The sequence below is a fragment of the Pseudomonas fluorescens Q2-87 genome, assembly GCF_000281895.1.
GTDB classification, from domain to species: Bacteria; Pseudomonadota; Gammaproteobacteria; order Pseudomonadales; family Pseudomonadaceae; genus Aquipseudomonas; species Aquipseudomonas fluorescens_S.
Map to the genome: position 1 here is coordinate 478,736 of NZ_CM001558.1, position 25,680 is coordinate 504,415.

Annotated in this window: 19 protein-coding genes; 6 read left to right on the forward strand and 13 right to left on the reverse strand. The window is 61.9% G+C overall.

Annotated features, from left to right (window positions below; all coding sequences use genetic code 11):
- Positions 1 to 205: 205 nt before the first annotated feature.
- Genes PFLQ2_RS25145 through PFLQ2_RS25135 form a run of 3 tightly spaced genes read left to right on the forward strand, consistent with a single transcriptional unit; the run spans position 206 to position 3,175 of the window.
- Positions 206 to 2,329, forward strand: a complete 2,124-nt coding sequence (locus PFLQ2_RS25145; RefSeq protein WP_003177558.1) for a putative bifunctional diguanylate cyclase/phosphodiesterase — start codon at positions 206 to 208, stop codon at positions 2,327 to 2,329.
- Positions 2,330 to 2,370: 41 nt separating this feature from the next.
- Positions 2,371 to 2,874 carry a M48 metallopeptidase family protein gene (locus tag PFLQ2_RS25140; protein ID WP_003177559.1) on the forward strand — a complete coding sequence of 168 codons (504 nt, stop codon included), beginning with the start codon at positions 2,371 to 2,373 and terminating at the stop codon, positions 2,872 to 2,874.
- A gap of 4 nt (positions 2,875 to 2,878) precedes the next feature.
- On the forward strand, positions 2,879 to 3,175 hold the full coding sequence (locus PFLQ2_RS25135) for a winged helix-turn-helix domain-containing protein (RefSeq protein ID WP_003177560.1): 297 nt from the start codon (positions 2,879 to 2,881) through the stop codon (positions 3,173 to 3,175).
- Positions 3,176 to 3,270: 95 nt separating this feature from the next.
- Here PFLQ2_RS25135 and PFLQ2_RS25130 read toward each other — a convergent pair whose 3' ends face one another.
- Positions 3,271 to 3,723, reverse strand: a complete 453-nt coding sequence (locus PFLQ2_RS25130) for a GNAT family N-acetyltransferase (RefSeq protein WP_003177561.1) — start codon at positions 3,721 to 3,723, stop codon at positions 3,271 to 3,273.
- 258 nt (positions 3,724 to 3,981) lie between these two features.
- Here PFLQ2_RS25130 and PFLQ2_RS25125 point away from each other — a divergent pair, with 258 nt between their 5' ends.
- On the forward strand, positions 3,982 to 4,719 hold the full coding sequence (locus PFLQ2_RS25125) for a substrate-binding periplasmic protein (RefSeq protein ID WP_003177562.1): 738 nt from the start codon (positions 3,982 to 3,984) through the stop codon (positions 4,717 to 4,719).
- A gap of 120 nt (positions 4,720 to 4,839) precedes the next feature.
- Here PFLQ2_RS25125 and yccS read toward each other — a convergent pair whose 3' ends face one another.
- The 12 genes from yccS to PFLQ2_RS25065 form a co-directional block, all read right to left on the reverse strand.
- On the reverse strand, positions 4,840 to 7,023 hold the full coding sequence (gene yccS / locus PFLQ2_RS25120) for a YccS family putative transporter (RefSeq protein ID WP_003177563.1): 2,184 nt from the start codon (positions 7,021 to 7,023) through the stop codon (positions 4,840 to 4,842).
- A gap of 219 nt (positions 7,024 to 7,242) precedes the next feature.
- Positions 7,243 to 8,421, reverse strand: a complete 1,179-nt coding sequence (locus PFLQ2_RS25115) for an NAD(P)/FAD-dependent oxidoreductase (protein WP_003177564.1) — start codon at positions 8,419 to 8,421, stop codon at positions 7,243 to 7,245.
- Positions 8,422 to 8,580: 159 nt separating this feature from the next.
- Positions 8,581 to 9,918, reverse strand: coding sequence for an ATP-dependent RNA helicase DbpA (gene dbpA / locus PFLQ2_RS25110; protein ID WP_256217155.1), 1,338 nt, complete (start codon positions 9,916 to 9,918; stop codon positions 8,581 to 8,583).
- 148 nt (positions 9,919 to 10,066) lie between these two features.
- On the reverse strand, positions 10,067 to 11,494 hold the full coding sequence (mdtD, locus tag PFLQ2_RS25105; RefSeq protein ID WP_003177566.1) for a multidrug transporter subunit MdtD: 1,428 nt from the start codon (positions 11,492 to 11,494) through the stop codon (positions 10,067 to 10,069).
- A 195-nt stretch (positions 11,495 to 11,689) separates the two neighbouring features.
- A complete protein-coding gene (locus tag PFLQ2_RS25100) occupies positions 11,690 to 13,027 on the reverse strand; it encodes a TldD/PmbA family protein (RefSeq protein WP_003177567.1) in 1,338 nt (445 codons plus the stop codon).
- On the reverse strand, positions 13,027 to 14,469 hold the full coding sequence (locus PFLQ2_RS25095; RefSeq protein ID WP_003177568.1) for a TldD/PmbA family protein: 1,443 nt from the start codon (positions 14,467 to 14,469) through the stop codon (positions 13,027 to 13,029). The genes PFLQ2_RS25100 and PFLQ2_RS25095 overlap by 1 nt, the downstream gene beginning before the upstream one ends.
- Positions 14,470 to 14,840: 371 nt before the next feature.
- Positions 14,841 to 16,544, reverse strand: coding sequence for a choline dehydrogenase (gene betA, locus PFLQ2_RS25090; RefSeq protein WP_003177569.1), 1,704 nt, complete (start codon positions 16,542 to 16,544; stop codon positions 14,841 to 14,843).
- A gap of 213 nt (positions 16,545 to 16,757) precedes the next feature.
- Positions 16,758 to 18,230 (reverse strand): betaine-aldehyde dehydrogenase, encoded by a 1,473-nt coding sequence (gene betB, locus PFLQ2_RS25085; RefSeq protein WP_003177570.1) that lies wholly within the window; start codon positions 18,228 to 18,230, stop codon positions 16,758 to 16,760.
- A gap of 79 nt (positions 18,231 to 18,309) precedes the next feature.
- On the reverse strand, positions 18,310 to 18,930 hold the full coding sequence (gene betI, locus PFLQ2_RS25080) for a transcriptional regulator BetI (RefSeq protein ID WP_003177571.1): 621 nt from the start codon (positions 18,928 to 18,930) through the stop codon (positions 18,310 to 18,312).
- A 312-nt stretch (positions 18,931 to 19,242) separates the two neighbouring features.
- Positions 19,243 to 20,421, reverse strand: a complete 1,179-nt coding sequence (gene choV / locus PFLQ2_RS25075; protein ID WP_003177572.1) for a choline ABC transporter ATP-binding protein — start codon at positions 20,419 to 20,421, stop codon at positions 19,243 to 19,245.
- Positions 20,418 to 21,263 carry a choline ABC transporter permease subunit gene (gene choW, locus PFLQ2_RS25070; RefSeq protein WP_003177573.1) on the reverse strand — a complete coding sequence of 282 codons (846 nt, stop codon included), beginning with the start codon at positions 21,261 to 21,263 and terminating at the stop codon, positions 20,418 to 20,420. The genes choV and choW overlap by 4 nt, the downstream gene beginning before the upstream one ends.
- A gap of 70 nt (positions 21,264 to 21,333) precedes the next feature.
- The gene (locus tag PFLQ2_RS25065; RefSeq protein ID WP_003177574.1) at positions 21,334 to 22,281 is read right to left on the reverse strand and encodes a choline ABC transporter substrate-binding protein; all 948 of its coding nucleotides are present in this window, start codon (positions 22,279 to 22,281) and stop codon (positions 21,334 to 21,336) included.
- A 427-nt stretch (positions 22,282 to 22,708) separates the two neighbouring features.
- Here PFLQ2_RS25065 and PFLQ2_RS25060 point away from each other — a divergent pair, with 427 nt between their 5' ends.
- Positions 22,709 to 24,085, forward strand: coding sequence for an L-serine ammonia-lyase (locus PFLQ2_RS25060; RefSeq protein WP_003177575.1), 1,377 nt, complete (start codon positions 22,709 to 22,711; stop codon positions 24,083 to 24,085).
- A gap of 478 nt (positions 24,086 to 24,563) precedes the next feature.
- Positions 24,564 to 25,667: a GlxA family transcriptional regulator gene (locus tag PFLQ2_RS25055; protein WP_003177576.1), complete on the forward strand. Its 1,104-nt coding sequence runs from the start codon at positions 24,564 to 24,566 to the stop codon at positions 25,665 to 25,667.
- The last annotated feature ends 13 nt before the right edge of the window (positions 25,668 to 25,680 follow it).

Below are 25,680 nucleotides of genomic sequence, written 5' to 3' on the forward strand. Positions count from 1 at the left end.
GATGTTTGACGTCAATTGAACGTCATGAGGGGTATTGCAGTTTTTATGCCTGACCAGGGTGACCGTTAGTCGGCTATTTCGGGCTTTGTCTGGATGATGGCGCGATGACACCTACTGCTTTTCAAAATCCCGGTCTAGAGTGAGTTCACAGTATTTGTCCGCTTTGCCACGGAAAACGGACATGGCGCCTGATAAGAGAAGCAGCATGGAATGCGCGCAACCCACGATTGGCGACGACAGCTCCGTCCTTTTGATTGTTGATGACTACCCCGAAAACCTGCTCAGCATGCGAGCGTTGTTGCAGCGTCCGGATTGGCGAGTGATGACCGCTGCCTCGGGTGTCGAGGCGCTTAACCTGCTGCTCGAACATGACATCGACCTGGTCCTGCTGGACGTGCAGATGCCCGACATGGACGGTTTCGAAGTGGCTCGCCTGATGCGTGGCAGCCAGCGCACGCGGCTGACGCCGATCATCTTCCTGACCGCCAACGAACAGTCCCAGGATGCGGTGATCAAGGGCTACGCCAATGGCGCAGTGGATTACCTGTTCAAACCTTTCGACCCGCAGATCCTCAAGCCCAAGGTGCAGGCGTTGCTCGAGCATCAGCGCAATCGCCGGGCCTTGCAGCGCCTGAGCCAGGATCTGGAAGCGGCCCGGGCCTTTAACGCCTCGGTGCTGGACAACGCCGCCGAAGGCATTCTGGTGGTGGACGAGGCAGGCGGTATCCGCTTCGCCAACCCGTCCACCTGCCGTTTGCTCAATGCCACCGCCGAGCAGTTGCAAGGGCGGCCGTTCCTCGATTTCCTGCAGAAACCGCACATCGCCGAGTGGGCCGATTGTGATATCCACACGGCCTATCGTCGTGGCGAGACCTTCCGCCTGCACGACGCCGTCATGCGCACCGCGCCTGGCCAACAGGTTTCGGTAGCCTTGTCCTGCGCACCGTTGCCCGCCGAGCAGAAGGCGATGGTGGTGACGCTCCAGGACATGTCGGTGGTTCGCCATCTGCATCAGCAACTCGAATACCAGGCGGTTACGGACCCGCTGACCGGTTTGCTCAACCGTCGCGGGTTCTACCAGACCGCCGAAAACCTGCTGATGCGCAGCGAGCGACAGGAAAGCAACTGGGTGCTGTTGTACCTGGACCTCGACGGTTTCAAGCGGGTCAACGACTCTCTAGGGCATGACGCCGGGGACCGGGTGTTGCGCTGGGTGTCGGAACAACTGAAGGCGTGCCTGCGCCCGTTCGACATCCTGGCGCGCCTGGGCGGTGATGAGTTCACGGCGCTGCTGGACCTGGAATTCCCGGAGCAAGCCGCCAAGATCGCCGAGAAACTCATCGAGCGTGTCGCGATCTGCCAGCAGATCGAGGGCATGGATGTGGCGCTGGGAGCCAGCATCGGCATCGCCACGTATCCCGATTGTGGCGCCAACCTGGATGGGCTGTTGCGTGCGTCGGACATCGCCATGTACGAAGCCAAGCGCGCGGGACGCCAGCAATACCGTTTCTACGATCAGGAAATGAACGGGCGAGCCCGTTCACGGCTGATGCTTGAAGAAAGCGTGCGTTCGGCCATCGAGAACCGCGACTTCAATATGGTCTATCAACCCCAGGTGGGAATCAGCGATGGACGAATCCGCGGCTTCGAAGCCTTGCTGCGTTGGCAGCACCCCAGCGTCGGCGATGTGCCGCCGGGCCTGTTCCTGCCGTTGCTGGAGGAGGCTCGGCTGATCAGCCGGCTGGGCAGTTGGATTTACCATCGCAGCGCGGCCCAGCGCAAAATCTGGGAACGGTTGTTCGCCGACGATCTGGTACTGGGGGTGAGCTTGAGCAGCACCCAATTCGGTATGCCGAACCTGGTGACTGAACTGCGCCAGGTCCTGGAGCGCCACGCCTTGGAACCCCGGCAACTGGAGGTTGAGGTGACTGAGGATGCGCTGATGCGCAACCCTGATGAAACCCAGAAGCAATTGCACCTGCTACGTCACCTCGGTGTGCGGGTGGCGCTGGATGACTTCGGTTCGGGGCCATGTTCGCTGGCGCATCTGCGTGACCTTGAACTCGATACCCTCAAGCTCGACCGTCACTTGATCGCCCGCTTGCCAGGGTCGCCCCGGGATGCCGCGCTGGCCGCCTCGGTGATCGAGTTGTGCAAGCAATTGGGCTTGCGGGTCATCGCCGAAGGGGTGGAAACCCTGGAGCAATATCAGTGGTTGCAAGCCCATGGGTGCGAGTATGTGCAGGGGTTCCTGGTGGCACGTCCCTTGGTAGCCGACGACACGGGCGCCTTCGCCACACCGTTCGACTGGAGCGCGGTGCGGGCCTGAATTCGCTACACTGGCGACCTTTTGCAACTGTTGCCGCCCCGATGACCGCGCTCAAATACCTCCAGGCCTATCCCGCCGCCCTGCAAGCCCAGGTGCAGCAAATGATCGTTCAGGATCGACTGGGCGATTACCTGCACCAGCGCTATCCCGGCCGCCATCCGATCCAGAGCGACAAGGCCTTGTACGCTTATGCCCTGGATCTCAAGCAGCAATACCTGCGTAATGCGCCGGCCATCGACAAGGTGTTGTTCGACAATCGCCTCGACCTGACCCACCGTGCCCTCGGTCTGCACACGGCGATTTCGCGGGTGCAGGGAGGCAAGCTCAAGGCCAAGAAGGAAATTCGCATCGCGTCGCTGTTCAAGGAGGCGGCGCCGGAGTTCTTGAAGATGATTGTGGTGCACGAGTTGGCGCACTTCAGGGAGTCGGACCACAACAAGGCGTTCTACCAGCTTTGCGAGCACATGCTGCCGGGGTACCACCAGTTGGAATTCGATCTCAGGGTGTACCTGACCTGGCGCGATCTGCCATCCCAAAAGGAATGACCGAATGGACGTCAGCAAGACCAAGACCAGTTTTTATCGTCGCTTGTATGTGGCTTACCTGATCGACAGCGGCGCCGCCAGCAATGTCCCGGCCCTCACCGAGGTCACCGGCATGCCGCGACGCACCGCCCAGGACACCGTCGCGGCCCTGGCCGACCTGGATATCCTGTGTGAGTTCGAACAGGAGCAGGGCGCGCGCAATCACGCCGGACGTTATCGGATTCGTGATTGGGGTGCGATTGACCGGGGCTGGATCGAGGGCAATTTGCAGCGGATCAAGGCGGTGCTTGAGTATCCCTGAGATGTGGCTGTGCCTGGGCTGGCCTCATCGCGAGCAGGGATCTTCAAGGGCTACGTAGATCAAATGTGGGAGCGAGCCTGCTCGCGATGGCGCCTTCAAGGGCGATGCATGCCTATATGTGGAATCCCATCCTCCAGATACTCCACCCCCACCACCTCAAACCCATACCGCCCATAGTACCCCTGCAGATGCGCCTGGGCTGACAGCGAGATCGACGTCCCGGGCCAATGCTTTTCGGCCTGTTTGAGCGCCTGTTCCATCAGCGTGTGGCCCAGCCCCTGGCCCCGTGCTTGCGGCGCAATGATGACGCGGCCGATCACCACGTCGCTGTTTTGTGAATGCGGGTCCAGCAAGCGCAGGTAGGCCACCAGGTGGTCGTCCTGCCAGGCCATCAGGTGACAGGTGTCGCCTTCCAGGTCCAGGCCGTCAACGTCCGGGTAGGCGCAGTTCTGCTCGACGACGAACACATCGGCGCGCAATTTGAGGATGGCGTACAGCTGTTCCTTGCTCAGGTCACTGTGATGTTTGCAGACCCAGTCGATGTCCATTTTTTGAATTTCCTGAAGAACCTGATGCCGATATTAAGCGGGCCGTCGCTGGAAGTCTCGTTCCCGGTCGACCGGAAAATGGCAAAAAAATCAAAATGCCATCATTCACTTGTCGCAGCGCTGTCTTCTTTGTGTAATCTTCGCTGCAGCACTGCGCAGCAATTTCGATGAGCTAATGTTAGGACCGGATACCTGAGGAAATCCCTTGAGTTTCGGCTAAAAACAAACCGGGCTTTGAACCCGTCAAGGATGTCTGGCATGCCTCGATTGCATCGAACTCTTGCTTTGGTCGGGTTGCTGTTGCTGAGCTACAGCGCCTGCGCGCAGAAGTTGCGTCTGGTCGCCGATGGCTGGCCACCGTTCACTGATTCCACGTTGGTCAACGGCGGCTTGGCGACCGACATTGTCAGTACGGCCCTGGCGCGAGCCGGCTATGCCACGGACTTCGAGCAGGTGCCCTGGGCCCGGGCGATGCTGGGCATTGGCGAGGGGCGTTATGACGTATTGATCAATGCTTGGTACAGCGAAGAGCGCACGCAGGTGGGGCAGTTCTCGGCCGAGTACCTGGTCAACCGAGTGCGTTTCATCAAGCGCAAGGACGACGATATCCAGTTCGATCAATTGCCACAGTTGCATGCCTATCCCATCGCCGTGGTCCGGGGGTATGCCTACTCCAAGGAATTCGATGAAGATCTGCAAATGCAAAAGATCCCTGTGCATAACTTCGCCATGGCCGTGCGCATGCTGGTCGCCGAGCGGGTGAAACTGACCGTGGAGGATGAATACGTGGCCCGCTATTACCTGGCCCGTGAATCCGCCAAAGTACGCAGCGCCGTGGAGTTCCTGCCCAAGCCGTTGAGCGAAAACAGCCTGCACATCCTGGTCAGCCTGAAGAACCCGGAGCACCAGGAAATCATCGCGAAGTTCGATCAGGAGATCGCGGCGATGAAGGCGGATGGGAGTTATGCGCGGTTACTCAAGCAACATGGAATGTGAGCTTGGAGGGTAAGTACCTGGACTGGCCCCTTCGCGAGCAAGCCCGCTCCCACGTTTGGAATGCATACCCCTGTGGGAGCGAGCTTGCTCGCGAAGAGGCCCGCCCATTCACCGCAGTATTCAGACCTCGCTGGGGTCCTTGATCAAATGCGCCGCCAGTGTCCGCAACGGTCCCAGCTGACGGCAGATCAACGCCAGTTGCGTCTGCACCAGCCGCTGGCCCTCATCGATTTCATCGGGCATCTGCTCGAGTTCATTGGCCAAGGCTTCTTCTTCATCGCTCTGGATCGCAATCGCTTGCTTGCTCGCCAACCCCTGGGCGATTTCATCGATGCTCGTTGCCAGTTTCACACCGGCGCCGTTGATCAACTGTTCATGCACGTGCGCTGGCAGCTCGGTGCCCCGGTGCGCGCCCAGGCCTGACAAGTAACTGAGCAGAGTGTGGGACAGCACGAGGAAGCGGAACCCCACATCGGCTTCCTTACGGAAATGCCCCGGTTCCATCAGCATATTGGCCAGCGTGGTGGACAGCGCGGCATCGGCGTTGTGGGCGTTGCGTCGGGCCAGGCGATAGGCCAGGTCATCGCTTTTGCCGGTGGCGTATTGCTGCATGATCTGGCGCAGGTAAATGCTGTTGCAGGTCAGCGTGTTGGCCAGCACCTTGTTCAGCCGCCGACCTTGCCAGTCCGGCAGGAACAGGAACACCGCAAGCCCGGCGATCAGGCTGCCGAGCAGCGTATCGAACAGCCGCGGCAGCAGCAGCCCGTAGCCGTCGCCCACCTGGTTGAAGCAGAACAGCACCATGATGGTGATCGCCGCTGTCGCCAGGGTGTAGCGGGTGGTGCGGTTGGTAAAGAACACCACCCCGGCGGCGATCGCGAAGCACGATTGCACCAGCGGGTTGGGGAACAGATCGAACAGCGCCCAAGCCACCGTGAGGCCGATGGCGGTGCCGATGATCCTTTGGCCGAGCTTGCGCCGGGTGGCGCCGTAGTTGGGCTGGCAGACGAACAGTGTGGTGAGGATGATCCAGTAGCCCTGGGACGGGTGGATCATGTGCACCACGGCGTAGCCCACACTAAGGGCCAGGGGCAGGCGCAGGGCATGGCGGAACAGCAGCGAGGTGGGCGTGAGTTGTGTGCGCAGGCGCAGCCAGACGTCCTTGAGGTTGCGCGGCGAGCGGTCCAGCAGGCTGCTGTCGGTGGCATCGGCCAGTGCGTCAGGGTTGCTCGCGTCGCTGAGCAGCCGGTCCATAGTGCCAAGGTTCGCCGCCAATGCCCGCAATGACCGCAGCAAGCCGCGCCAGGCCGGGTTGCTCTGGATGCGCAAGTGTTCCAGCGACGCGTGCAGGTCGTTGAGGGCTTCAGCGAAGGTATGGTCGTAGACGAACGGCTGGCGCAGCTGGATCGACTCGGCCAGCGCCTGACAGGCCTTGCCTTGCTGGCGCAGCAGGCGTTGGCAGCGGAACAGCACGTCGCTGTGGAAGAAGGCTTCGGCCAGTGCGTTATAGGGGTAATGAGACGAGCTGGCGCGTTCATGGATGTCCTGGGCCAGGAAATACAGCTTCAGGTAGCGGCTGACTTTCGACCCCGGCCGGCCATTGCCCACCCGGTGCAGGATGATTTCCTTCGCGCTGTTGAGCGCCGCCACCACCCGGCCGTTCTGCTGGGCCAGTTCCAGGCGGCGGGCTTCGATGTCCAGCTGACGGATCGGCTCCAGCAACGATGATTTGAGTTTCAGGTAACGCCCCAGTTCGCGAAACAGCCGCGCCAGGCTCTGCTGCACCGGCTGGTTGGAAAACAGCGCGTGCCACAACACCGAGAGCAGGCCGTACCACGCCGCGCCCGCCACCAGCAGCAGGGGCTCGTGCCAGAAATCAGTGACAGCGCCGCCGCGCTGATCCACGCCGATCACCGTGTAGACCGACAGAATCAACGTGGCCGAGGCAATCGCGCCATAGCGTTCGCCCAGGGCACCCAGCATGGTCAGGCCGAAACTCGCCAGGGCCAGGGCAACGATGAACACGATGGGGTATGGGAACAGCAACTCCACCGACAGTGCCGCGACGGTGAAGCACACCAGGGTCACAGCCAGCGCAGTGAGGCGGCCCTGCCAACTGTCGTCGGTCTCGGCCAGGGCGCTGGCGATGATGCCCAGGAACAGGGGGATCAGCAGCGCCATCTCGTCCAGGTACCAGCACAGCCCCATGCTGCCGGTCAGGGCGATGAACACCCGCACGCTATAACTGAACTTATCCAACGCCCAAAGGCGACGCAGAGACTGGCTAAACGAGGTCGATGACATGAAGTGCACGGGCCTGACGGGCAATGACGCTAAATTGAGGCAGTAATGACGCCGATGCAATGGCGGCGAGCACATCTGGCAGCAAAAAGTGTTCCGGGATGCACCACCAACCTACTGTGGGAGCGGGCTTGCCCGCGAATACGGTGTGTCAGCAGCATCGAATTGACTGACTCACCGCATTCGCGAGCAAGCCCGCTCCCACATTTGATGTGTGCTGTGTCATACGTACTGCGCAGCCGCATAACCCGACGCCCAGGCCCATTGGAAGTTGAACCCGCCCAGATGGCCGGTGACGTCCAGCACTTCGCCGATGAAATACAAGCCAGGGCTTTTCAGCGACTCCATGGTCTTGGACGAGACTTCCCGGGTGTCGACGCCGCCCAGGGTGACTTCGGCGGTGCGGTAGCCTTCGGTGCCGGCCGGGACCACGTTCCAGCTCGCCAGTTTTTCGGCGATGTCCGCCAACTCAGCGTGGGTGTATTGCTTCATGGGCTTGGACACGAACCAGCTGTCGGCCAACAGGTTGGCCATCTTCTTGGTGAACAGTTCGCCCAACAGGGTTTTCAATTCGCTGTTGGGGCGCTCGGCCTGTTGCTGTTGCAGCCACTGCGGCACGTCGTGATCCGGCAGCAGGTTGATCTGCACCGTATCGCCCGGCTCCCAGAACGACGAAATCTGCAAGATCGCCGGGCCGCTCAGGCCGCGGTGGGTGAACAGGATGTTCTCGCGAAAGCTCTGGTCGTTGCAGCTCACCAGGCAGTCCACCGATGTGCCGGAGAGTTCGGTACACAATGCCTTGAGCTGGTCGGTGATGGTGAACGGCACCAGCCCGGCGCGGGTGGGCAGCAGTTGGTGGCCGAATTGCTGGGCGACTTGGTAGCCGAAGCCGGTGGCGCCCAAGGTCGGGATCGACAGCCCGCCCGTGGCGATCACCAAGGACTGGCAGGCGATGGCGCCGAGGGTGGTTTGCAGCAGGTAGCCGCTGTCGGTTTTTTCGATGTGGGTGATCGAGGTGTCCAGGTGCAGGCTGACGCCGGCCTGGTCGCATTCATCCAGCAACAGGCCGAGGATGTCGCTGGACTTGTTATCGCAGAACAACTGGCCGAGCTTTTTCTCGTGATAGGGCACGCCGTGCTTGGCCACCAGGGCAATGAAATCCCACTGGGTGTAGCGCGCCAGGGCCGATTTGCAAAAATGCGGGTTCTGCGAGAGGAAGTTGCCCGGCTCGGTGTACATGTTGGTGAAATTGCAACGCCCACCGCCCGACATGAGGATTTTCTTGCCGGCCTTGTTGGCGTGGTCCAGCAACAGCACCTGGCGCCCGCGCGCGGCGGCGGTCAATGCGCACATCAATCCGGCGGCGCCAGCGCCAATGATCACGACTTCGGTAGAGCGCAAAACGGTGTCCTCTCACAAATTTTAATTTCACCGACAAACCAATGTGGGAGCGGGCTTGCCCGCGAAGACGGTGTGTCAGTCAACATTGAATCGACTGATACACCGCCTTCGCGAGCAAGCCCGCTCCCACAAGGGGATCTTCGTTGGATGGAAGATCGCTTACAGGATCCGCACCCGCAGCGAGCGCCCCTTGATCTTGCCATCGTTCAGGCGTTGCAAGGCCTGTTTGGCGATGCCGCGTTCCACGGCCACATAGGCCTGGAAGTCGAAAATCGCAATCTTGCCGACCTGGGCACCAGGGATACCGGCCTCGCCGGTCAGGGCGCCGAGGATATCGCCGGGGCGGACCTTGTCCTTGCGCCCGGCGCCGATGCACAGGGTACTCATGGCCGGCAGCAGCGGACCACCGCCCTGGGGCTTGAGGTTGTCCAACTGGTCCCAGCTCAGCGGCGATTTCTGCAGTTGCTCGATGGCCTGGGCGCGGTGGGCTTCGGACGGTGCGACGAGGCTGATGGCGATGCCTTTTTCCCCGGCGCGCCCGGTGCGGCCGACGCGGTGGATATGAATCTCCGAATCCCGCGCCAACTCAACGTTGATCACCATGTCCAGGGCATCGATGTCCAGGCCACGGGCCGCCACGTCGGTGGCTACCAGCACGGAGGTGCTGCGGTTGGCGAACATCGCCAGCACCTGATCACGGTCACGTTGTTCCAGGTCCCCGTGCAGGCCCACGGCGGAGATGCCTTTGGCTGTCAGGTGGTCGACGGTTTCCTGGACCTGCTGCTTGGTGAAGCAGAACGCCACGCAGGAAGCCGGGCGGAAATGCGCCAGCACCTTGACCACCGCGTCCATGCGCTCCTCGGGCGATATCTCGTAGAAGCGCTGCTCGATCTGCGCGTCGGAGTGAAACGCCTCGGCCTTCACTTGCTGCGGGTTGCGCATGAACTTGGACGACAGTTGCTTGATGCCCACCGGGTAGGTGGCCGAGAACAGCAGCGTCTGGCGGCGTTCCGGGGTCTGTTGGATGATGTCTTCGATGGCGTCGTAGAAACCCATGTCGAGCATGCGGTCGGCTTCGTCGAGGATCAGCGTGTTGAGGCCGTCCAGCACCAGCGAGCCCTTGCGCAGGTGTTGCTGGATGCGCCCTGGCGTGCCGACGATGATGTGGGCGCCGTGTTCAAGGGAGGCGATCTGCGGGCCGAAGGACACGCCGCCGCACAGGGTCAGGACCTTGATGTTGTCTTCGGCACGGGCCAGTCGACGGATTTCCTTGGCGACCTGGTCGGCCAGCTCGCGGGTCGGGCACATCACCAGTGCCTGGCAACCGAAGAAGCGCGGGTTGATCGGGTTCAGCAGGCCGATGCCGAAGGCCGCGGTCTTGCCGCTACCGGTCTTGGCCTGGGCGATCAGGTCCATGCCCTTGAGAATCACCGGCAAGCTCTGCGCCTGGATCGGCGTCATCTGGGCATAACCGAGTGATTCGAGGTTAGCCAGCATGGCGGCGGACAGCGGTAGAGTATTAAAAGCGGTGGCAATGGTGGTCACGGGACTGGCCTGCAAAACAAAATGTCGCGCAGTGTAGCAGCCTCGTGCCACTTTCTTCGAAAGTTATGGACGAGCTGTTGTGGTCAGGCAGCCAATGCCGTTAGTGCTCGATATGCTCATCCGGCCGCTTGACCCGTCGCCCATCCTGCTTGGATAACTGGGAGAAAATCGTCGCCGCCAGCATCGCCATGATCCCCACTGTCACGAATGTTAGCTGGAACGCGCCCAGGACGGTGTCGACCCCGTCATTGCCTACCTGGGCCGTGAAGCCGCCGAGCAGCGCACCGGCGCACGCCACGCCGAGGCTCAGGGACAATTGCGCCACCACCGACAGCAGGCTGTTGCCGCTGCTGGCGCTGGCATCGTCGAGGTCGATCAGGGTTACGGTATTCATCGCGGTGAATTGCAGTGAGTTGATCGCCCCCAGCACCGCCAATTGCGCGAGCAGCAGCCAGTACGGCGTCTGTTCACTGACCAGACCCATGCTCGCCAACATCAGGCCCAAGGCCACAGTGTTGCCAGTCAGGACGATGCGATAGCCCAGGCGTTCGATCAACGGCCGGGCCACGGACTTGGCGACCATCGCGGCGGCCGCCAGCGGCAACATGCTCATCCCGGCCTGGGACGGCGAATAACCCAGGGCGACTTGCAGCAGCAACGGCACCAGGAACGGCAGGGCGCCGCTGCCCAGGCGCGCGAACAGGTTACCGAGGATGCCGACGGCGAAGGTCCGGGTCTTGAACAGCGACGGCGGGAACAGCGCGTTCTCAACGTGCCCGGCCCGCAGCCAATAGGCCGCCAGGCACGCCATGCCGCCGAACAACAACAGCATCACCCGCAGGTGCGGCAGGTGCAGCTCACCCAGGCCTTCCATGGCGATGGTGATCAGCACCATCGCCGCGCCGAACAGCAGGAAGCCTAGCCCATCGAAACGGGTGCGCTCGCTGCCGCGAAGGTCGGGGATGAACTTCCACACCGCATAACAACCGATCATGCCCACCGGCAGGTTGATGATGAAGATCCAGTGCCAAGTCAGGTATTCCACCATCCAGCCGCCCATGGTCGGGCCGATCAACGGGCCGAGCAGGCCGGGGATGGTGATGAAACCCATGATCCGTACCAGTTCCGAGCGCGGATACGCCCGCAGCACCACCAGCCTGCCGACCGGCAACATCAATGCGCCGCCCAAGCCCTGGATCACCCGTGCGCCAATCAGCATGCTCAACGAACTGGACAAGGCGCACAGCAGCGAGCCGAAACTGAACAACAGGATCGCGCCGAAGAAAATCTTCTTGGTGCCGAAACGGTCGGCGATCCAGCCCGAGGCCGGGATCAGCAGCGCCACGGTGAGCATGTAGGCGATGATCACGCCTTGCATGCGCAATGGGTTTTCCGCCAGGTCACTGGCCATGGCGGGCAGGGCGGTGTTGAGGATGGTCCCGTCCAGGGACTGCATGAAGAAGGCGATTGCCACCACCCACGGAAGCCAGCGGGCGGTGACGGCGTCGAGCGGTGCGCGGTTGGGCATGGGACCTCTTGTATGAACAGTGAATAAATAACTGTGGCGAGGCAGCTCTTGTGGCGAGGGAGCTTGCTCCCGCTCGGCTGCGAAGCAGTCGTAATCCAGACGACGCGATCTTTCAGGTACACCGTGTTGGTCGGTTTGGGGGCGCTTCGCGCCCCAGCGGGAGCAAGCTCCCTCGCCACCGGGAAAGCCCTCGGTTTACAGTGTCAACGTCAACCGCTTGACCAGCGCCCCCGGCAACAGCATCGAGGCCGTGGCCCGCTGGCTGTAGGTGCTGGCCGAGAGTAGAAGTTCCCGCTCCTGGGTCAGGCTTTCGAGTTGTGAACCGAGCAGGCTGTAGACGCTGTCGTCGAAGCGCATGGTGCTGACCGGCGCCACGATCTGGCCGTTCTCGACCCAGAACGTGGCGAAGCGGGTCATGCCGGTCAGGCGCGCAGCCGGTTGGTCCGAGTAGTTCAGGTACCAGAGGTTGCTGATATACAGCCCGGTGCCGAGGGCCTCGAGGATGTGCTTTTGCTCCAGCAGACCTTCCTGCATGACCAGCGCCGTGGGGTATTCATAGCTGCTGGCGCCGTTGGCGGTGAGGCCATATTCGGCGGCGCTGCGGGAATTGACCAGCCGCGCATTGGCCATGCCCTTGGCGATCAGCCCCAGGTCATCGCGGGGATAACCTTCATCGGAGAATGCCGGGCTCAAGGAGCTGCTGACCTGTTCGCTCAGCCATACAGTGGGGCTGAAACAAGCTTCGCTGGCGTAGAATTTCTGCAACGGGCTCTGCTTGCTGGCAATTGCCCGGGCCGAGAACCCGCCCCAACTGAGCATGCCCATGATCTCTTCCAGGGCCGCCGGCGCCAGGTAGGCCCGGTATTCGCCGGGCGGCAGCGTGCGCAAGGGGCGACCGAGAAACTCAAGCTGCTCGCGGGCCTGCTCGAAGCGCCGGGCAAACCCCTCGTCGCTCCATTCATGCCCGGCGTAGCTGGCTTTCACCGCCTGGCCGTTCTCATGGAACAGGCTGAAATCGAAGTTGAAACTGTTGGCCTGATGCCAGCCGAACGCCCCCGACGAGCTGGCGAAACCACGGCTGATGGGGCCCGCCGCGTAGAACCCCACCAGGTCCAGGCCTTCGGCGGCGCGGGTGATTTCGGCCACGGCGTGCTCGGTTTCCGGCAGGGGATGGTCCTGCACATTGTTGCTCTGCCAGTGGTTTTGGTTGAGCAGCAAATACGGATCCGGGGGCAGCAGCGGCAAGGTTTCGCGCAGTTGCTGCAGACCCTCGGCCAGGCGTTGCAGGTCGGTCTCGGCGTCGCCGGACAACGTGATCTGCAAGTCGGCGTGGCGACCCTCGTCGATCAGTTTGAAACTGACACTGGCCTGTTGCACGTGTCCGGCCTGGCGGACCTTGCCGTGGTTGAACCGCACAAAGGCCGAGGACTCGGCGGCGTAGCCGAGGGTGAACTGTTCAGGCGTATGCAGGGCTTCGCGCAGCCAGTCGACCAACGCCTTGAACGCCCCGGCCTGATTATTGACGGTACTCATCAGGCATCTCCCCCAAACACATCGACATTGCTGAACACGCAGGCCGGCGAGGCATGGCCGACGCGGATGACCTGGTTCGGTTCGCCCTTGCCACAGTTGGGCGTGCCCAGGACTTGTGAGGTGCTGGCATCGCCCACGGCGCGCAGGCTCTTCCAGAAGTGCGCGGAAATGCCCCGGTAGTTGGGGTTCTTCACCACGCCCTTGAGCTCACCGTTCTCGATCAGTTGGCCCCACTCGCAGCCGAACTGGAATTTGTTGCGGGCGTCGTCGATGGACCAGGAGCGGTTGGTGCGCATCAGCACGCCGCGCTCGATACCCTGGATCAGTTGCTCCAGGGGTTGGTCGCCGGGTTCGATGTTGAGGTTCGCCATGCGGTCGATGGGCGGGCGATTCCAACCGCAGGCACGGCTGTTGGCGACACCGTCCAGGCCCGCGCGAAACTGCGACAACGCTCCGCCCAACGGCCGCAGCAAACGGCCCTCGCGGATCAAGAACTGTTTGCTGGCGGCGGTGCCTTCGTCGTCATGGCTGTAGCTCGCCAATTCCTCGGGGATGTCCGGGTCGAAGGTCACGTTCAGCAGGCTGGAACCGTATTGCAGGTGGCCGAAGTCGCTGGCCTTGACGAAGCTGGTGCCGGCGTAATTGCGCTCGTCGCCGAGGATGCGGTCCAGCTCCAGTGGATGGCCGATGGACTCGTGGATCTGCAGCATCATCTGGTCGGGCATCAGCAGCAGGTCGCGCGGACCCTGCGGGGTGTTCGGCGCCATCAGCAACTGCAGGGCCTGGTCGGCGATTTTCGGCCCGGCGCCGATCAGGCCGCAGCGGCTGATCACATCGAAGCCGCCTTGCTGGCCAAAATTTTCCCGGCCGAGGGTACGAGTCTGGCTGTCATGGCCGTCGAAGGCGGTGACGTCCAGGGCCGGGTAGATGAAACGTTGGGCCTGGCGCAGTTCGGCGCCAGCGCTGTTGAGGTAGATCTGTTCGACTTGGGTCAGGCCGATGCTGACTTGCCAGTTCACCAAACGCTCGTCCCGGGGCACCGCCGCCGATTCGTCGCCGAGCAGTTGGTAGCAATCGCTCAGGGCCGGGAACGCCTGGTCGAAATGAGGTGAGTAGTAATCGGCGCGGTCGCTGGACACCGGTTGCTCGCGCAGGTCCAGCAGGGCATGGGGCTTGAGCCGCCGGGCTTGTTGCTCGGCCCGCTCCAGCGCCGCTTGCAGACCGGCCTGGGACAGGTCGTTGGTGGAGGCATATGCCTCGACGCCATTGACCCGCGCGGTAAGCATCGCGCCTTCGTCGCGGCCCAGGCTGGGCGGTTCGGCAACGTTCTTGCGCACCGACAGATGCTGGCCGGACTCGCGCACGTAGCGCAGGGAAAAAAATTCAGCGCCCGTGCGCAAGGCAGCAAAACGCTGCTTGAGCTGGGGGTGGAAGTCGAACATGGAACCTCCTTGTCTGGAGTGGCGGTGCAGCGGCATGCGGCGCATTGACGCGGCGGCTCTAGATTAGGCCTGGGCGGGGGAGGGATCAAGGCAGATGGGAATTTGGCGTGTCAGATTGGACGCAATCGCGAGCAAGCTCGCTCCCAGTGGATTTTCGGCGGTCACAAAATCTGTGTTCACCACCAATCCCTGTGGGAGCGAGCTTGCTCGCGAAGACGGCGGCACATCCAACATTGATGCAAGTTGACCCACTGCTTTCGCGAGCAAGCCCGCTCCCACAAGGGATCTTAGTGGTCACAAAATGTATGTCCGCTGCAGATCCCAATGTGGGAGCGAGCCTGCTCGCGAAGGCCGCGCCGCGGTTCCGAGCCTTACTGGGCGGTAGGCCCTACTTCACGCAGCGGCTTGCCGCGCACTGGCGCGTCGCCGGCGACGTAGTACGGCGCGGTGCTGCGAGGCAGTGGCTTGCGACCACGGATCTTGTCGGCGATCTTCTCGGCGATCATGATCGTCGGCGCGTTCAAGTTGCCGGTGGTGATGATCGGCATGATCGAGGCATCGACCACTCGCAGCCCCTGCAGGCCATGTACGCGGCCTTCGCCATCCACCACGGCCATGTCGTCGGTGCCCATCTTGCACGAGCAGGACGGGTGGAACGCGGTTTCGGCGTGCTCGCGGATGAACTGGTCCAGTTGCTCGTCCGTCTGCACCTCGATGCCCGGGCTGATTTCACGACCGCGGAACGGATCGAGCGCAGGTTGCTGCATGATCTCGCGGGTCAGGCGGATGCCATCGCGAAATTCCTGCCAGTCCTGCTCGGTGGCCATGTAGTTGAACAGGATGCTCGGATGCTGGCGCGGGTCCTTGGACTTGGCCTGGATCCGGCCACGGCTTGGCGAACGCATGGAACCCATGTGCGCCTGGAAGCCATGTTCCTTCACGCCGTTGCTGCCGTTGTAGTTAATCGCCACCGGCAGGAAGTGGTACTGGATGTTCGGCCAATCGAAATCCGGACGGGTGCGGATGAAACCGCCGGCCTCGAACTGGTTGCTGGCGCCGATGCCGGTGCCATTGAACAGCCACTCGGCACCGATGGCCGGTTGGTTGTACCAGAGCAGCGATGGGTACAGCGAAACCGGTTGGGTGCAGGCGTATTGCAGGTACAGTTCGAGGTGGTCCTGCAGGTTTTCGCCGACGCCTGGCAGCTCGTGGACCACCGGGATGTCGAGGCTTTCCAGCAGCTTGGCCGGGCCGACGCCGGAACGCTGGAGAATCTGCGGCGAGGCGATGGCGCCGGAGCACAGCAGCACTTCCTTGCGTGCCCGGGCTTCGACGCGCTCTTCGGCGGCGCCCACCAGGTAGCGCACGCCCACGGCACGCTTGCCTTCGAACAGAATCTTGTCGGTCAGGGCATGGGTGACGATCGTCAGCGTCGAACGCTTCTTCGCAACGTCCAGGTAGCCACGGGCGGTGCTGGCGCGACGGCCGTTCGGCGTGACGGTGCGGTCCATCGGGCCGAAACCTTCCTGTTGGTAGCCGTTGAGGTCTTCGGTACGCGGATAGCCTGCCTGTACGCCCGCTTCGACCATGGCGTTGAACAGCGGATTGTTGCTGGGTTTGGGCGTGGTCACGCTGACCGGGCCGTCGCCACCGTGGTAATCGTTCGGGCCGATGTCGCGGGTTTCGGCCTTGCGGAAATACGGCAGGCAGTCCAGGTAGGCCCAGTCTTCCAGACCGGGCAGCTTGGACCAGTTGTCATAGTCCAGGGCGTTGCCGCGGATGTAGCACATGCCGTTGATCAGGGAGGAGCCGCCCAGGCCCTTGCCGCGACCGCACTCCATCCGGCGGCCGTTCATGTGTGGCTCCGGGTCGGTCTCATAGGCCCAGTTGTAGCGCCGGCCTTGCAGCGGAAACGCCAGTGCGGCGGGCATTTGCGTGCGGAAATCCAGGCGATAGTCCGGACCGCCGGCTTCGAGCAGCAGGACGGTGACGCCTTCGTCTTCGGTCAGGCGGGTGGCCAGGGTGTTACCGGCCGAGCCTGCGCCGATGATGATGTAATCGAATTCTTGGGACATTGAATGCACCCTCTTCTGGAATTGGGTTCAGGTCGCGGCAGCCGAGTGCCCTTGTGGCGAGGGAGCTTGCTCCCGCTCGGCTGCGCAGCAGTCGCAAAATCTACGACTGTGGTCTGTCTGAATGACTGTGGTGCCTGAAATTGGGGCTGCTTCGCAGCCCAGCGGGAGCAAGCTCCCTCGCCACAACAGCGTTCACTCAGGCCTCGTGCCAGATCAGAACACCGACGCGTAATCGCCCAGTTCGACCTGTACCGATTTGATGCGCGTGAAGTTGTTCAGCGAGCTGATGCCGTTCTCACGGCCCACGCCCGATTGCTTGTAGCCACCGACCGGCATCTCCGCCGCCGACTCGCCCCAGGCGTTGATCCAGCAGATGCCCGCTTCGAGCTGATGGATGACACGGTGGGCGCGGTTCAGGTCGCGGGTCACGACGCCGGCGGCCAGGCCGAACTCGGTGTCGTTGGCGCGGCGGATCACTTCTTCTTCGGTTTCATAGGTGAGGATGCTCATCACCGGGCCGAAGATTTCTTCGCGCACGATGGTCATTTCGTCAGTGCAGTCGGTGAACACGGTCGGGGCGACGAATGCGCCCTTGGCGAATTCGCCGTCGGTCAGGCGACCGCCGCCGCACAGCAGGCGCGCGCCCTCGGCCTTGCCTTTCTCGATGTAGCCCAACACGCTTTCCATGTGGGCGAAGCTCACCAGCGGCCCGAAGTTGGTGTTTTCGTCCTCCGGGTTGCCGATCCGAATGCGTGCCACGCGCTCGGCGATCTTGGCTTCGAAGGCCGCCTTGAGGTGGCTCGGCACGAATACGCGGGTGCCGTTGGTGCAGACCTGGCCGGAGCTATAGAAGTTGGCCATCATCGCGGTGTCGGCGGCGCGATCCAGGTCGGCGTCATCGAAGATGATCAGCGGCGACTTGCCGCCCAGTTCCATGGTCACGTCCTTGAGCGAAGAGCTCGAAGCGCTGGCCATGACTTTCTTGCCGGTGTCGGTGCCGCCGGTGAAGGAAATCTTCTCGATGCGCGGGTGCTCGGTCAGCCAGGTGCCGACTTCACGGCCGCTGCCGGTCAGTACGTTGAACACGCCCGCTGGAAGACCGGCCTCGGTGTAGATCTCGGCCAGTTTCAGGGTGGTCAGCGAGGTGACTTCGCTCGGCTTGAAGATCATCGCGTTGCCCGCCGCCAGGGCCGGTGCGGATTTCCACAGGGCGATCTGGATCGGGTAGTTCCACGCGCCGATACCCGCTACCACGCCCAGGGGCTCGCGACGGGTATAGACGAACGAAGTGGTGCGCAGCGGAACCTGCTCGCCTTCGATGGCGGGCACCAGGCCGGCGTAGTATTCCAGCACGTCGGCGCCAGTGACGATGTCGACGTATTTGGTTTCGGAGAACGATTTGCCGGTGTCCAGGGTTTCCAGGGCGGCCAGTTCATCGTTGCGCTCGCGCAGGATGTCGACGGCGCGGCGCAGGATGCGCGAACGCTGCATGGCGGTCATCGCGGCCCAGATTTTCTGGCCCTTTTCGGCGCTGACCACGGCGCGCTCGACATCTTCCTTGGTCGCGCGCTGCACTTGGGCAAGGACTTCACCGTTGGCAGGGTTGATGGCTTCGAAGGTGGCGTCGCCGCTGGCATCGCTGTACGCGCCATCGATGTAGAGTTTTTGCAGTTCGAAACGGGCCATAAAGTCCTCGCAAGTGCATAAGTGGTTGGCTGGCCACCGGGCGTGTCGTCTATAGCTGACTGCGCGGGTCGGTGGCGGTTCAGGAGCCGAGCGGTTCTGTGTGCTCTGGCACGCCTGCTTTGGTCAGTTGGAAATCCATGTATTCGTAAGCGATCCGGTGTGCCTGGGCGGTGTCGAACGCGTCTCCCGACAGCGCGCCGCGCAGCCACAAACCATCAATCAGGGCGGCCAGGCCCCGTGCCGCGCTGCGTGCCTGATGAACGGGCAACACACGGCGGAACTGGCAGCACAGGTTGGAATACAGACGGTGATCGTTGATCCGCTGCAACCTGTGCAAAGACGGGTGATGCATGCTGGTGGCCCAGAAGGCCAGCCAGGTTTTCATTGCCGGGCCATTGACCTGGCTGGCGTCGAAGTTGCCTTCGATGATCACCTTCAGGTGAGCCCGTGGGCTCGAATCCTGGAGCGCCTGGCGGCGCGCGGTGACGTTCTCGCTCAGGACACTCATCAGGTACTGGGCCGTAGCCGCGATCAGGCCATTCTTGTCCCGAAAGTAGTGACTGATGATGCCGTTCGAGACACCGGCCAAACGAGCGATCAGCGCAATGCTGGCGTCCCCCATCCCGACCTGGTCGACGGCCTGCAACGTGGCTTCGATCAATTGCTGGCGGCGGATGGGTTGCATACCGACCTTGGGCATCTAGCACATCTCCTTAGGCCCGCCGGCGAACGAGTTGGGTCTGCCGTGGCGAAGGCCAGTCTATTTTGTTTTGATTGAACGTTCAATCAACAAAAACAAAGTTCTATACGCAAGTCATCGCTGTTTGTCGGGAATTTCATGTATGAAAACCCGTAGTACAGGGGCGGGGACTTTTTCGGGATGTCTTTATAACACTCGGGGGGCGGTTGGATGCCGAGCAAACGGTTGTGTGGCGAGGGCAATGTCAGGGCTGAGTATCTACACAAACAAAAACGCCGCGATCATCTCGCGGCGTTTTTGTGTGCGGGGGGCTTAGCCCAGGTTTTTGCCGAGCAATGCGTGATACAGCTCGCTGTCGCCCAGGATCCCGACGACTTTCTGGTCATCGTGAAGCACCAGCTTGTTGCCGGTCTGGTAGCGGATCTGCAACGCGTCGCGCATGCCGATGTTGGAGTCCACCAGCGTCGGGCGACGGCCGAGGCCTTCGACGGCCTGGCCCGGTGCCCAGTTTTGCAGGTCCAGCGCCGCGCCGTTCTGCCGGGCGCCCTTGATGGTGTTGCCCTCGGCCAGGTCAAGCCAGGAGTCGCCGCCCGGGTCCAGGCACACCGAACCGTTGATGCGCTTGCAGTTGTCCAGGGTGCGCATCAGGCTGCGCCCGCAGAGAACGTTGAGTGGGTTGGTGTGGGCGACGAAGGTGCGCACATAATCGTCCGCCGGGTTCAATACGATCTCTTCCGGCTTGCTGTACTGGATGATGCGGCCGTCTTTCATGATCGCGATACGGCTGCCCAGCTTCAGGGCTTCGTCGAGGTCGTGGCTGACGAACACAATGGTCTTGCTCAGCTTGCGTTGCAGCTCCAGCAGTTCGTCCTGCAGGCCTTGGCGGATCAGCGGGTCGAGGGCCGAGAACGGTTCGTCCATCAGCAGGATGTCGGCGTCCATCGCCAGGGCGCGGGCCAGGCCGACTCGTTGCTGCATGCCGCCGGACAACTCGTCGGGCTTCTTGTTGCGCCATTGGGTCAGGCCCACCAGCTCAAGCTTCTCATCCACCAGCTTGCGGCGTTCCTTTTCCGGTCGGCCCTGCATTTCCAGGCCGAAGCTGATGTTTTCGCGCACGGTCAGCCAAGGCATCAGGGCGAACTTCTGGAACACCATGGCGATGCGCTTGGTGCGCATCATCTTCAGTTCGGCTGGGGTACAGGAAGCGATGTCGATCTGGCGGCCTTCGTGCTCGACGAACAGCTTGCCGCGGCTCACGGTGTTCAGGCCATTGATACAGCGCAGCAGGCTGGACTTGCCCGAGCCGGACAGGCCCATCAGTACGCAGATTTCACCTTTCTCGATGTCCAGGCTGGCTTTTTCCACGCCGACGATTTGCCCGGTCTTCTTCAGGATTTCGTTTCGGGTCAGGCCTTTGTCGAGCAGCTTGAGGGCTTCGCGTGGATCTTTGGCAAAGATCACGTCGACCTCTTCGAAGCGGATTATGCTCATGCGTCACCCCCTACTTTAGCGTCGGGTTGTTTGCAGATTCGGTCGAGCATGATCGCCAGCAATACAATCGCCAGGCCGGCTTCGAAGCCCAGGGCGATATCGGCGGTGTTCAGTGCGTTGACCACGGGTTTGCCCAGGCCATCGGCACCCACCAGCGCGGCGATCACCACCATCGACAACGACAGCATGATGCACTGGGTGATACCGGCCGCGATGCTGGGCATCGCGTGGGGCAGTTCGATGCGCGACAGAAGTTGACGGCGGGAACAGCCGAAGGCTTTGCCGGCGTCCATCAGTTCTTCCGGAACGTCGCGGATGCCCAGGTAGGTCAGACGGATGGGCGCGGCAATCGCGAACACCACCGTGGAGATCAAGCCCGGGACCACACCCAGACCGAAAAGGGTCAGGGTAGGAATGAGGTAAACGAAGGTCGGTACGGTCTGCATCAGATCGAGTACCGGACGCATCAGGGTGTAGAACATCGGCTTGTGCGCGGCAACAATGCCCAGCGGCACGCCGATCAGTACGCAGACCAGGGTGGCGAACAGCACCTGGGCGAGGGTTTCCATGGTTTCCTGCCAATAACCCAGGTTGAGGATCAGCAGGAAGGAGGCGATGACGAATACGGTCAGGCCCCATTTGCGCTGGATGAAGTGCGCCAATAGCGCGATGAGGCCGATCAAGGCCAGTGGGTTGAACCAGGTCAGCGCAAACGTCACGCCGTGAATCATCGTTTCCAGGAACAGCGCGATTGCGTCGAATGTGCTGGCGCCGTGTTGCGTCAACCATTCGACAAAGCCGGCTATGTACTGGCCCAAGGGTATTTTCTGATCAATGAGCATGGTAGTGAACGTCCGCATGCAAGGGATAAACAGCCCGGGCGAGCGAACCCGCCCGGCATAACATGAGCAATTACTGCGCGAGCTTGGCTTTCACGGCGTCCAGGCCTGGTTTACCGTCAATGGTGGTGACGCCAGCGAGCCAGGTATCGAGTACCTGTGGGTTTTTCTTCAGCCAGGCCTTGGCCGCGGCTTCAGGCTTCATCTTGTCGTCAAGCACGTTGCCCATCAGCGAGCTTTCCATGTCGACCGTGAATTCCAGGTTTTTCAACAGCTGGCCCACATTGCTGCATTCCTGGCTGTAGCCCTTGCGGGTGTTGGTCGCGACGGTCGCAGCGCCGAAATCCGGGCCGAAGAAGTCGTCGCCACCGGTCAGGTACTGAATTTTGAAGCGCGTGTTCATCGGGTGTGGCGCCCAGCCGAGGAACACCACGTCGGTATTGCGTTTGGAGGCGCGGTCGACCTGGGAGAGCATGCCCGCTTCACTCGACTCGACGACCTTGAAGCCTGCGTCCTTCAGGCCGAAGGCGTTCTTCTCGATCATGCTCTGGATCAGGCGGTTGCCGTCGTTGCCGGGCTCGATCCCGTAGATCTTGCCGTCCAGTTCCTTCTTGAATTTGGGGATGTCGGCGAAATCGTGCAGGCCTTTGTCATACAGGGCCTGAGGCACGGCGAGGGTGTACTTGGCACCCTTGAGGTTGGTGCGCACGGTTTCCACTGTGCCGGCGTCGCGGTAAGCCTTGATGTCGTTTTCCATGGTCGGCATCCAATTGCCGAGGAAAACGTCCATGTTCTTGCCGTCGGCCAGGGACTTGTAGGTCACCGGCACGGAAATCATGGTGGTCTTGGTCTTGTAGCCCAGCGCGTCGAGTACAACGCTGGTGGTGGCGGTGGTCACGGTGATGTCGGTCCAGCCGACATCGGAGAAGTTGACGGTGCTGCACTGTGCGGGTTCTGCAGCGTTGGCCAGCATCGGAAGACTCAGCATGGCGGCCAACAACAACGGCGTGGAACCTTTCATGGGTGGACTCCTGGTGTTTTATCGGCAGTGTCCGGTCAGGACAACCGCGCTTATTGGATGTTGCGGTTGGTGGCGCGTGAGCACTCTTCTGACACGCGGCCTTGCAATCGAGCCGTAACCGATCATGTACCAGTGCAAATCCGACGCCTACAGGGTGGGTCGTATCCAGTACAGGGATGGTCGCATCCAGTGCGGGTAACGTCGTTTACAGATTTTTTCCGCCCTTGGCAGGCTTCTGAACCGCAAAAAAACGGCGCAAAACCGGGGCAAACGCCAGGCGGCGTTGGCGGGCATGATTGCGTCGGTGTCAGACGTCGGGCCTCAAGACAAAAGCCGGATGATGCGGCCATCCCCGGCGTTGAGCGTAGCAGCTCCGCCACCGGACGCTCCTGCGCCCGGATGTGCCTGTTCTCGGAGGTTCTCGGCAATGGCAATCAGCGTTTTCGACCTGTTCAAGATTGGTATCGGCCCGTCCAGCTCCCACACGGTAGGCCCCATGCGCGCCGCGGCTTTGTTTGTAGAGGCGCTGCGGGCCAAAGCGATGCTGCACGATGTGCGACGGGTCGAGGTGCAGTTGTTCGGTTCACTGTCGGCCACCGGCATTGGCCACGGCAGCGACAACGCAGTGATCATGGGCTTGATGGGGGAGTGGCCGGATTCGATCGATCCGTCGCAGATCGGCACGCGTATCGAACTGCTGCGCGAGACCGGGACGCTGCTGCTGGACAGTCGCTTGCCGGTGCCTTTCATCTGGTCGCGGGACATGCGCCTGATCGACGAGAACCTGCCGTTCCACCCCAATGCGATGACGCTGGTGGCCGAGGGTGATAGCGGCGAGCTGCACCGTGATACCTATTATTCTGTCGGCGGCGGTTTTGTCGTCGATCAGGCCCAGGCGTCCAGCGGCGTGGTGGACCTGGACCGCACCGAACTGCCTTACGATTTTTCCAGCGCCGAAGAATTGCTCGATCTGTGTCGCACCCACAACCTGCGGGTGGCCGAGTTGATGATGGCCAACGAAAAGGTCTGGCGCTCGGAAGAAGAGATTCGCAGCGGCCTGATGAAACTCTGGCGCGCCATGCAGGATTGCGTCGAGCAGGGTCTCAAGCATGAGGGCATCCTGCCTGGCGGTCTGAATGTACGCCGGCGTGCGGCCAAATTGCACCGCAGCCTGCAAGAGCTGAACAAGCCCAATGTCATCGGCTCGACCCTGAGCGCCATGGAGTGGGTCAATCTTTTCGCCCTGGCGGTCAACGAAGAAAACGCCGCCGGCGGGCGCATGGTCACGGCGCCGACCAATGGCGCGGCGGGAATCATTCCGGCGGTGCTGCATTACTTCATGAAATTCAGCGAAGCGGTCACCGACGCCAACGTCGTGGATTATTTCCTCAGCGCGGCGGCAGTAGGGATCCTGTGCAAGAAAAACGCTTCGATCTCCGGCGCCGAAGTCGGTTGCCAGGGCGAGGTGGGGTCGGCCTGCGCCATGGCGGCGGCGGGTTTGGCGGAGATTCTCGGAGCCACGCCGGAACAACTGTGCAACGCGGCGGAAATCGGCCTGGAACACAACCTTGGCCTGACCTGCGATCCGGTGGGTGGCCTGGTGCAAGTGCCGTGCATCGAGCGCAATGCGATTGCCGCGGTGAAAGCCATCAACGCCGCGCAAATGGCGTTGCGGGGCGACGGCCAACACTTCATCTCCCTGGACCGGGTGATCCGCACCATGCGCGATACCGGCGCCGACATGCATGACAAATACAAGGAAACCTCCCGGGGTGGCTTGGCGGTCAGTGCGGTGGAGTGCTGATTAAGGCGCTGTGAATAATCCTGTGGCGAGGGAGCAAGCTCCCTCGCCACGGGTATCGAGAAAACCGCTCGTTAAATGAACACTCATGCGCAAACACGCCACGTTTTGGCGCGTCGCAAACAGATAAGACGTGACTTGTCGGTCACTCCTTTGCACACCGCCCGACCATCCGTCCCCGCGCTTGCGGTGACATCCGCCGCACAAGCGCCGCAGCCCAGTTCCCACAAGTGCTACCGATCTGCTCACAGCCCGCTGTGACAGGTACCTGCGGCCTGGATGGCGCTTATAACCCCCACATCACGCATGCCTTATATAGACAGGCCGCGATGTCGTTTTCAGGATTTATTGAACACCCATTCAATTTTAGGCACGGCAATTGCTCTATCCCGATAAAGCCCCGTCTCACGCAAGAGAACGATGGCAATAACAAGAGCCTCCGCCTGAGGCCATCACCCGCTTTGTGTGAGGAGATACCGCGATGACGACGTCCAACTCCGGGGCCCAACCCCAGAACCGTGCGCCTCAATCCATCGGCTTTCTGCTGCTGGACAATTTCACGCTGATTTCCCTGGCGTCCGCGGTAGAACCGCTACGCATGGCTAACCAGTTATCCGGTCGCGAGCTATATCGTTGGACCACCCTCACCGTTGACGGCGGGCAAGTCTGGGCCAGCGATGGTTTACAGATCACCCCGGATGCCTCCATGCACAAGGCCCCGGCACTGGACACGGTCATCGTCTGTGGCGGCATCGGTATCCAGCGCACCGTCACCCGCGAACATGTGTCATGGCTGCAAAGCCAGGCCCGTCAGTCCCGTCGCCTCGGTGCGGTCTGCACCGGCAGTTGGGCCCTGGCCTGCGCCGGCCTGCTGGACGGTTTCGATTGCAGCGTGCATTGGGAATGCCTGGCCGCGATGCAGGAAGCCTTTCCACGGGTATCGATGAGCACCCGTCTGTTCACCCTCGACCGCAACCGTTTCACCAGCTCCGGCGGCACCGCACCGCTGGACATGATGCTGCACCTGATCAGCCGTGATCACGGCCGCGAACTGTCGGCGGCGATCTCCGAAATGTTTGTCTACGAGCGTATCCGCAACGAGCAGGACCACCAGCGTGTGCCACTCAAGCACATGCTTGGCACCAACCAGCCGAAGTTGCAGGAAATCGTCGCGCTGATGGAAGCCAATCTCGAAGAGCCGATCGACCTGGACGAACTGGCGGTGTACGTCGCCGTGTCCCGGCGTCAGCTGGAGCGGTTGTTCCAGAAGTACCTGCACTGCTCGCCGTCGCGCTATTACCTCAAGCTGCGGCTGATTCGTGCACGGCAGTTGCTCAAGCAGACGCCGATGTCGATCATCGAAGTGGCGTCGGTATGCGGTTTCGTCTCCACGCCGCACTTCTCCAAGTGCTATCGCGAGTACTTCGGCATTCCGCCACGGGACGAGCGTGTAGGTTCCAATACCACGCAGCAAGTGGCGATGATGCCGCTGCCACAGGCACTGGTGCTGTCGCCGCTGTCCGGCCCGCTGTCGGCGCTGAGCCAGGCGCGCAATGAGTCGACGTTTGCCAGCGTAAGGCTCTAGCGCAACAGCTTTT

Coding starts and splice junctions, on each gene's coding strand:
- PFLQ2_RS25145 (WP_003177558.1), top strand. CDS start 206: ATGGAATGCGCGCAACCCACGATTGGCGACGACAGCTCCGTCCTTTTG.
- PFLQ2_RS25140 (WP_003177559.1), top strand. CDS start 2,371: ATGACCGCGCTCAAATACCTCCAGGCCTATCCCGCCGCCCTGCAAGCC.
- PFLQ2_RS25135 (WP_003177560.1), top strand. CDS start 2,879: ATGGACGTCAGCAAGACCAAGACCAGTTTTTATCGTCGCTTGTATGTG.
- PFLQ2_RS25130 (WP_003177561.1), bottom strand. CDS start 3,723: ATGGACATCGACTGGGTCTGCAAACATCACAGTGACCTGAGCAAGGAA.
- PFLQ2_RS25125 (WP_003177562.1), top strand. CDS start 3,982: ATGCCTCGATTGCATCGAACTCTTGCTTTGGTCGGGTTGCTGTTGCTG.
- yccS (WP_003177563.1), bottom strand. CDS start 7,023: ATGTCATCGACCTCGTTTAGCCAGTCTCTGCGTCGCCTTTGGGCGTTG.
- dbpA (WP_256217155.1), bottom strand. CDS start 9,918: ATGCTGGCTAACCTCGAATCACTCGGTTATGCCCAGATGACGCCGATC.
- mdtD (WP_003177566.1), bottom strand. CDS start 11,494: ATGCCCAACCGCGCACCGCTCGACGCCGTCACCGCCCGCTGGCTTCCG.
- PFLQ2_RS25100 (WP_003177567.1), bottom strand. CDS start 13,027: ATGAGTACCGTCAATAATCAGGCCGGGGCGTTCAAGGCGTTGGTCGAC.
- PFLQ2_RS25095 (WP_003177568.1), bottom strand. CDS start 14,469: ATGTTCGACTTCCACCCCCAGCTCAAGCAGCGTTTTGCTGCCTTGCGC.
- betA (WP_003177569.1), bottom strand. CDS start 16,544: ATGTCCCAAGAATTCGATTACATCATCATCGGCGCAGGCTCGGCCGGT.
- betB (WP_003177570.1), bottom strand. CDS start 18,230: ATGGCCCGTTTCGAACTGCAAAAACTCTACATCGATGGCGCGTACAGC.
- betI (WP_003177571.1), bottom strand. CDS start 18,930: ATGCCCAAGGTCGGTATGCAACCCATCCGCCGCCAGCAATTGATCGAA.
- choV (WP_003177572.1), bottom strand. CDS start 20,421: ATGAGCATAATCCGCTTCGAAGAGGTCGACGTGATCTTTGCCAAAGAT.
- choW (WP_003177573.1), bottom strand. CDS start 21,263: ATGCTCATTGATCAGAAAATACCCTTGGGCCAGTACATAGCCGGCTTT.
- PFLQ2_RS25065 (WP_003177574.1), bottom strand. CDS start 22,281: ATGAAAGGTTCCACGCCGTTGTTGTTGGCCGCCATGCTGAGTCTTCCG.
- PFLQ2_RS25060 (WP_003177575.1), top strand. CDS start 22,709: ATGGCAATCAGCGTTTTCGACCTGTTCAAGATTGGTATCGGCCCGTCC.
- PFLQ2_RS25055 (WP_003177576.1), top strand. CDS start 24,564: ATGACGACGTCCAACTCCGGGGCCCAACCCCAGAACCGTGCGCCTCAA.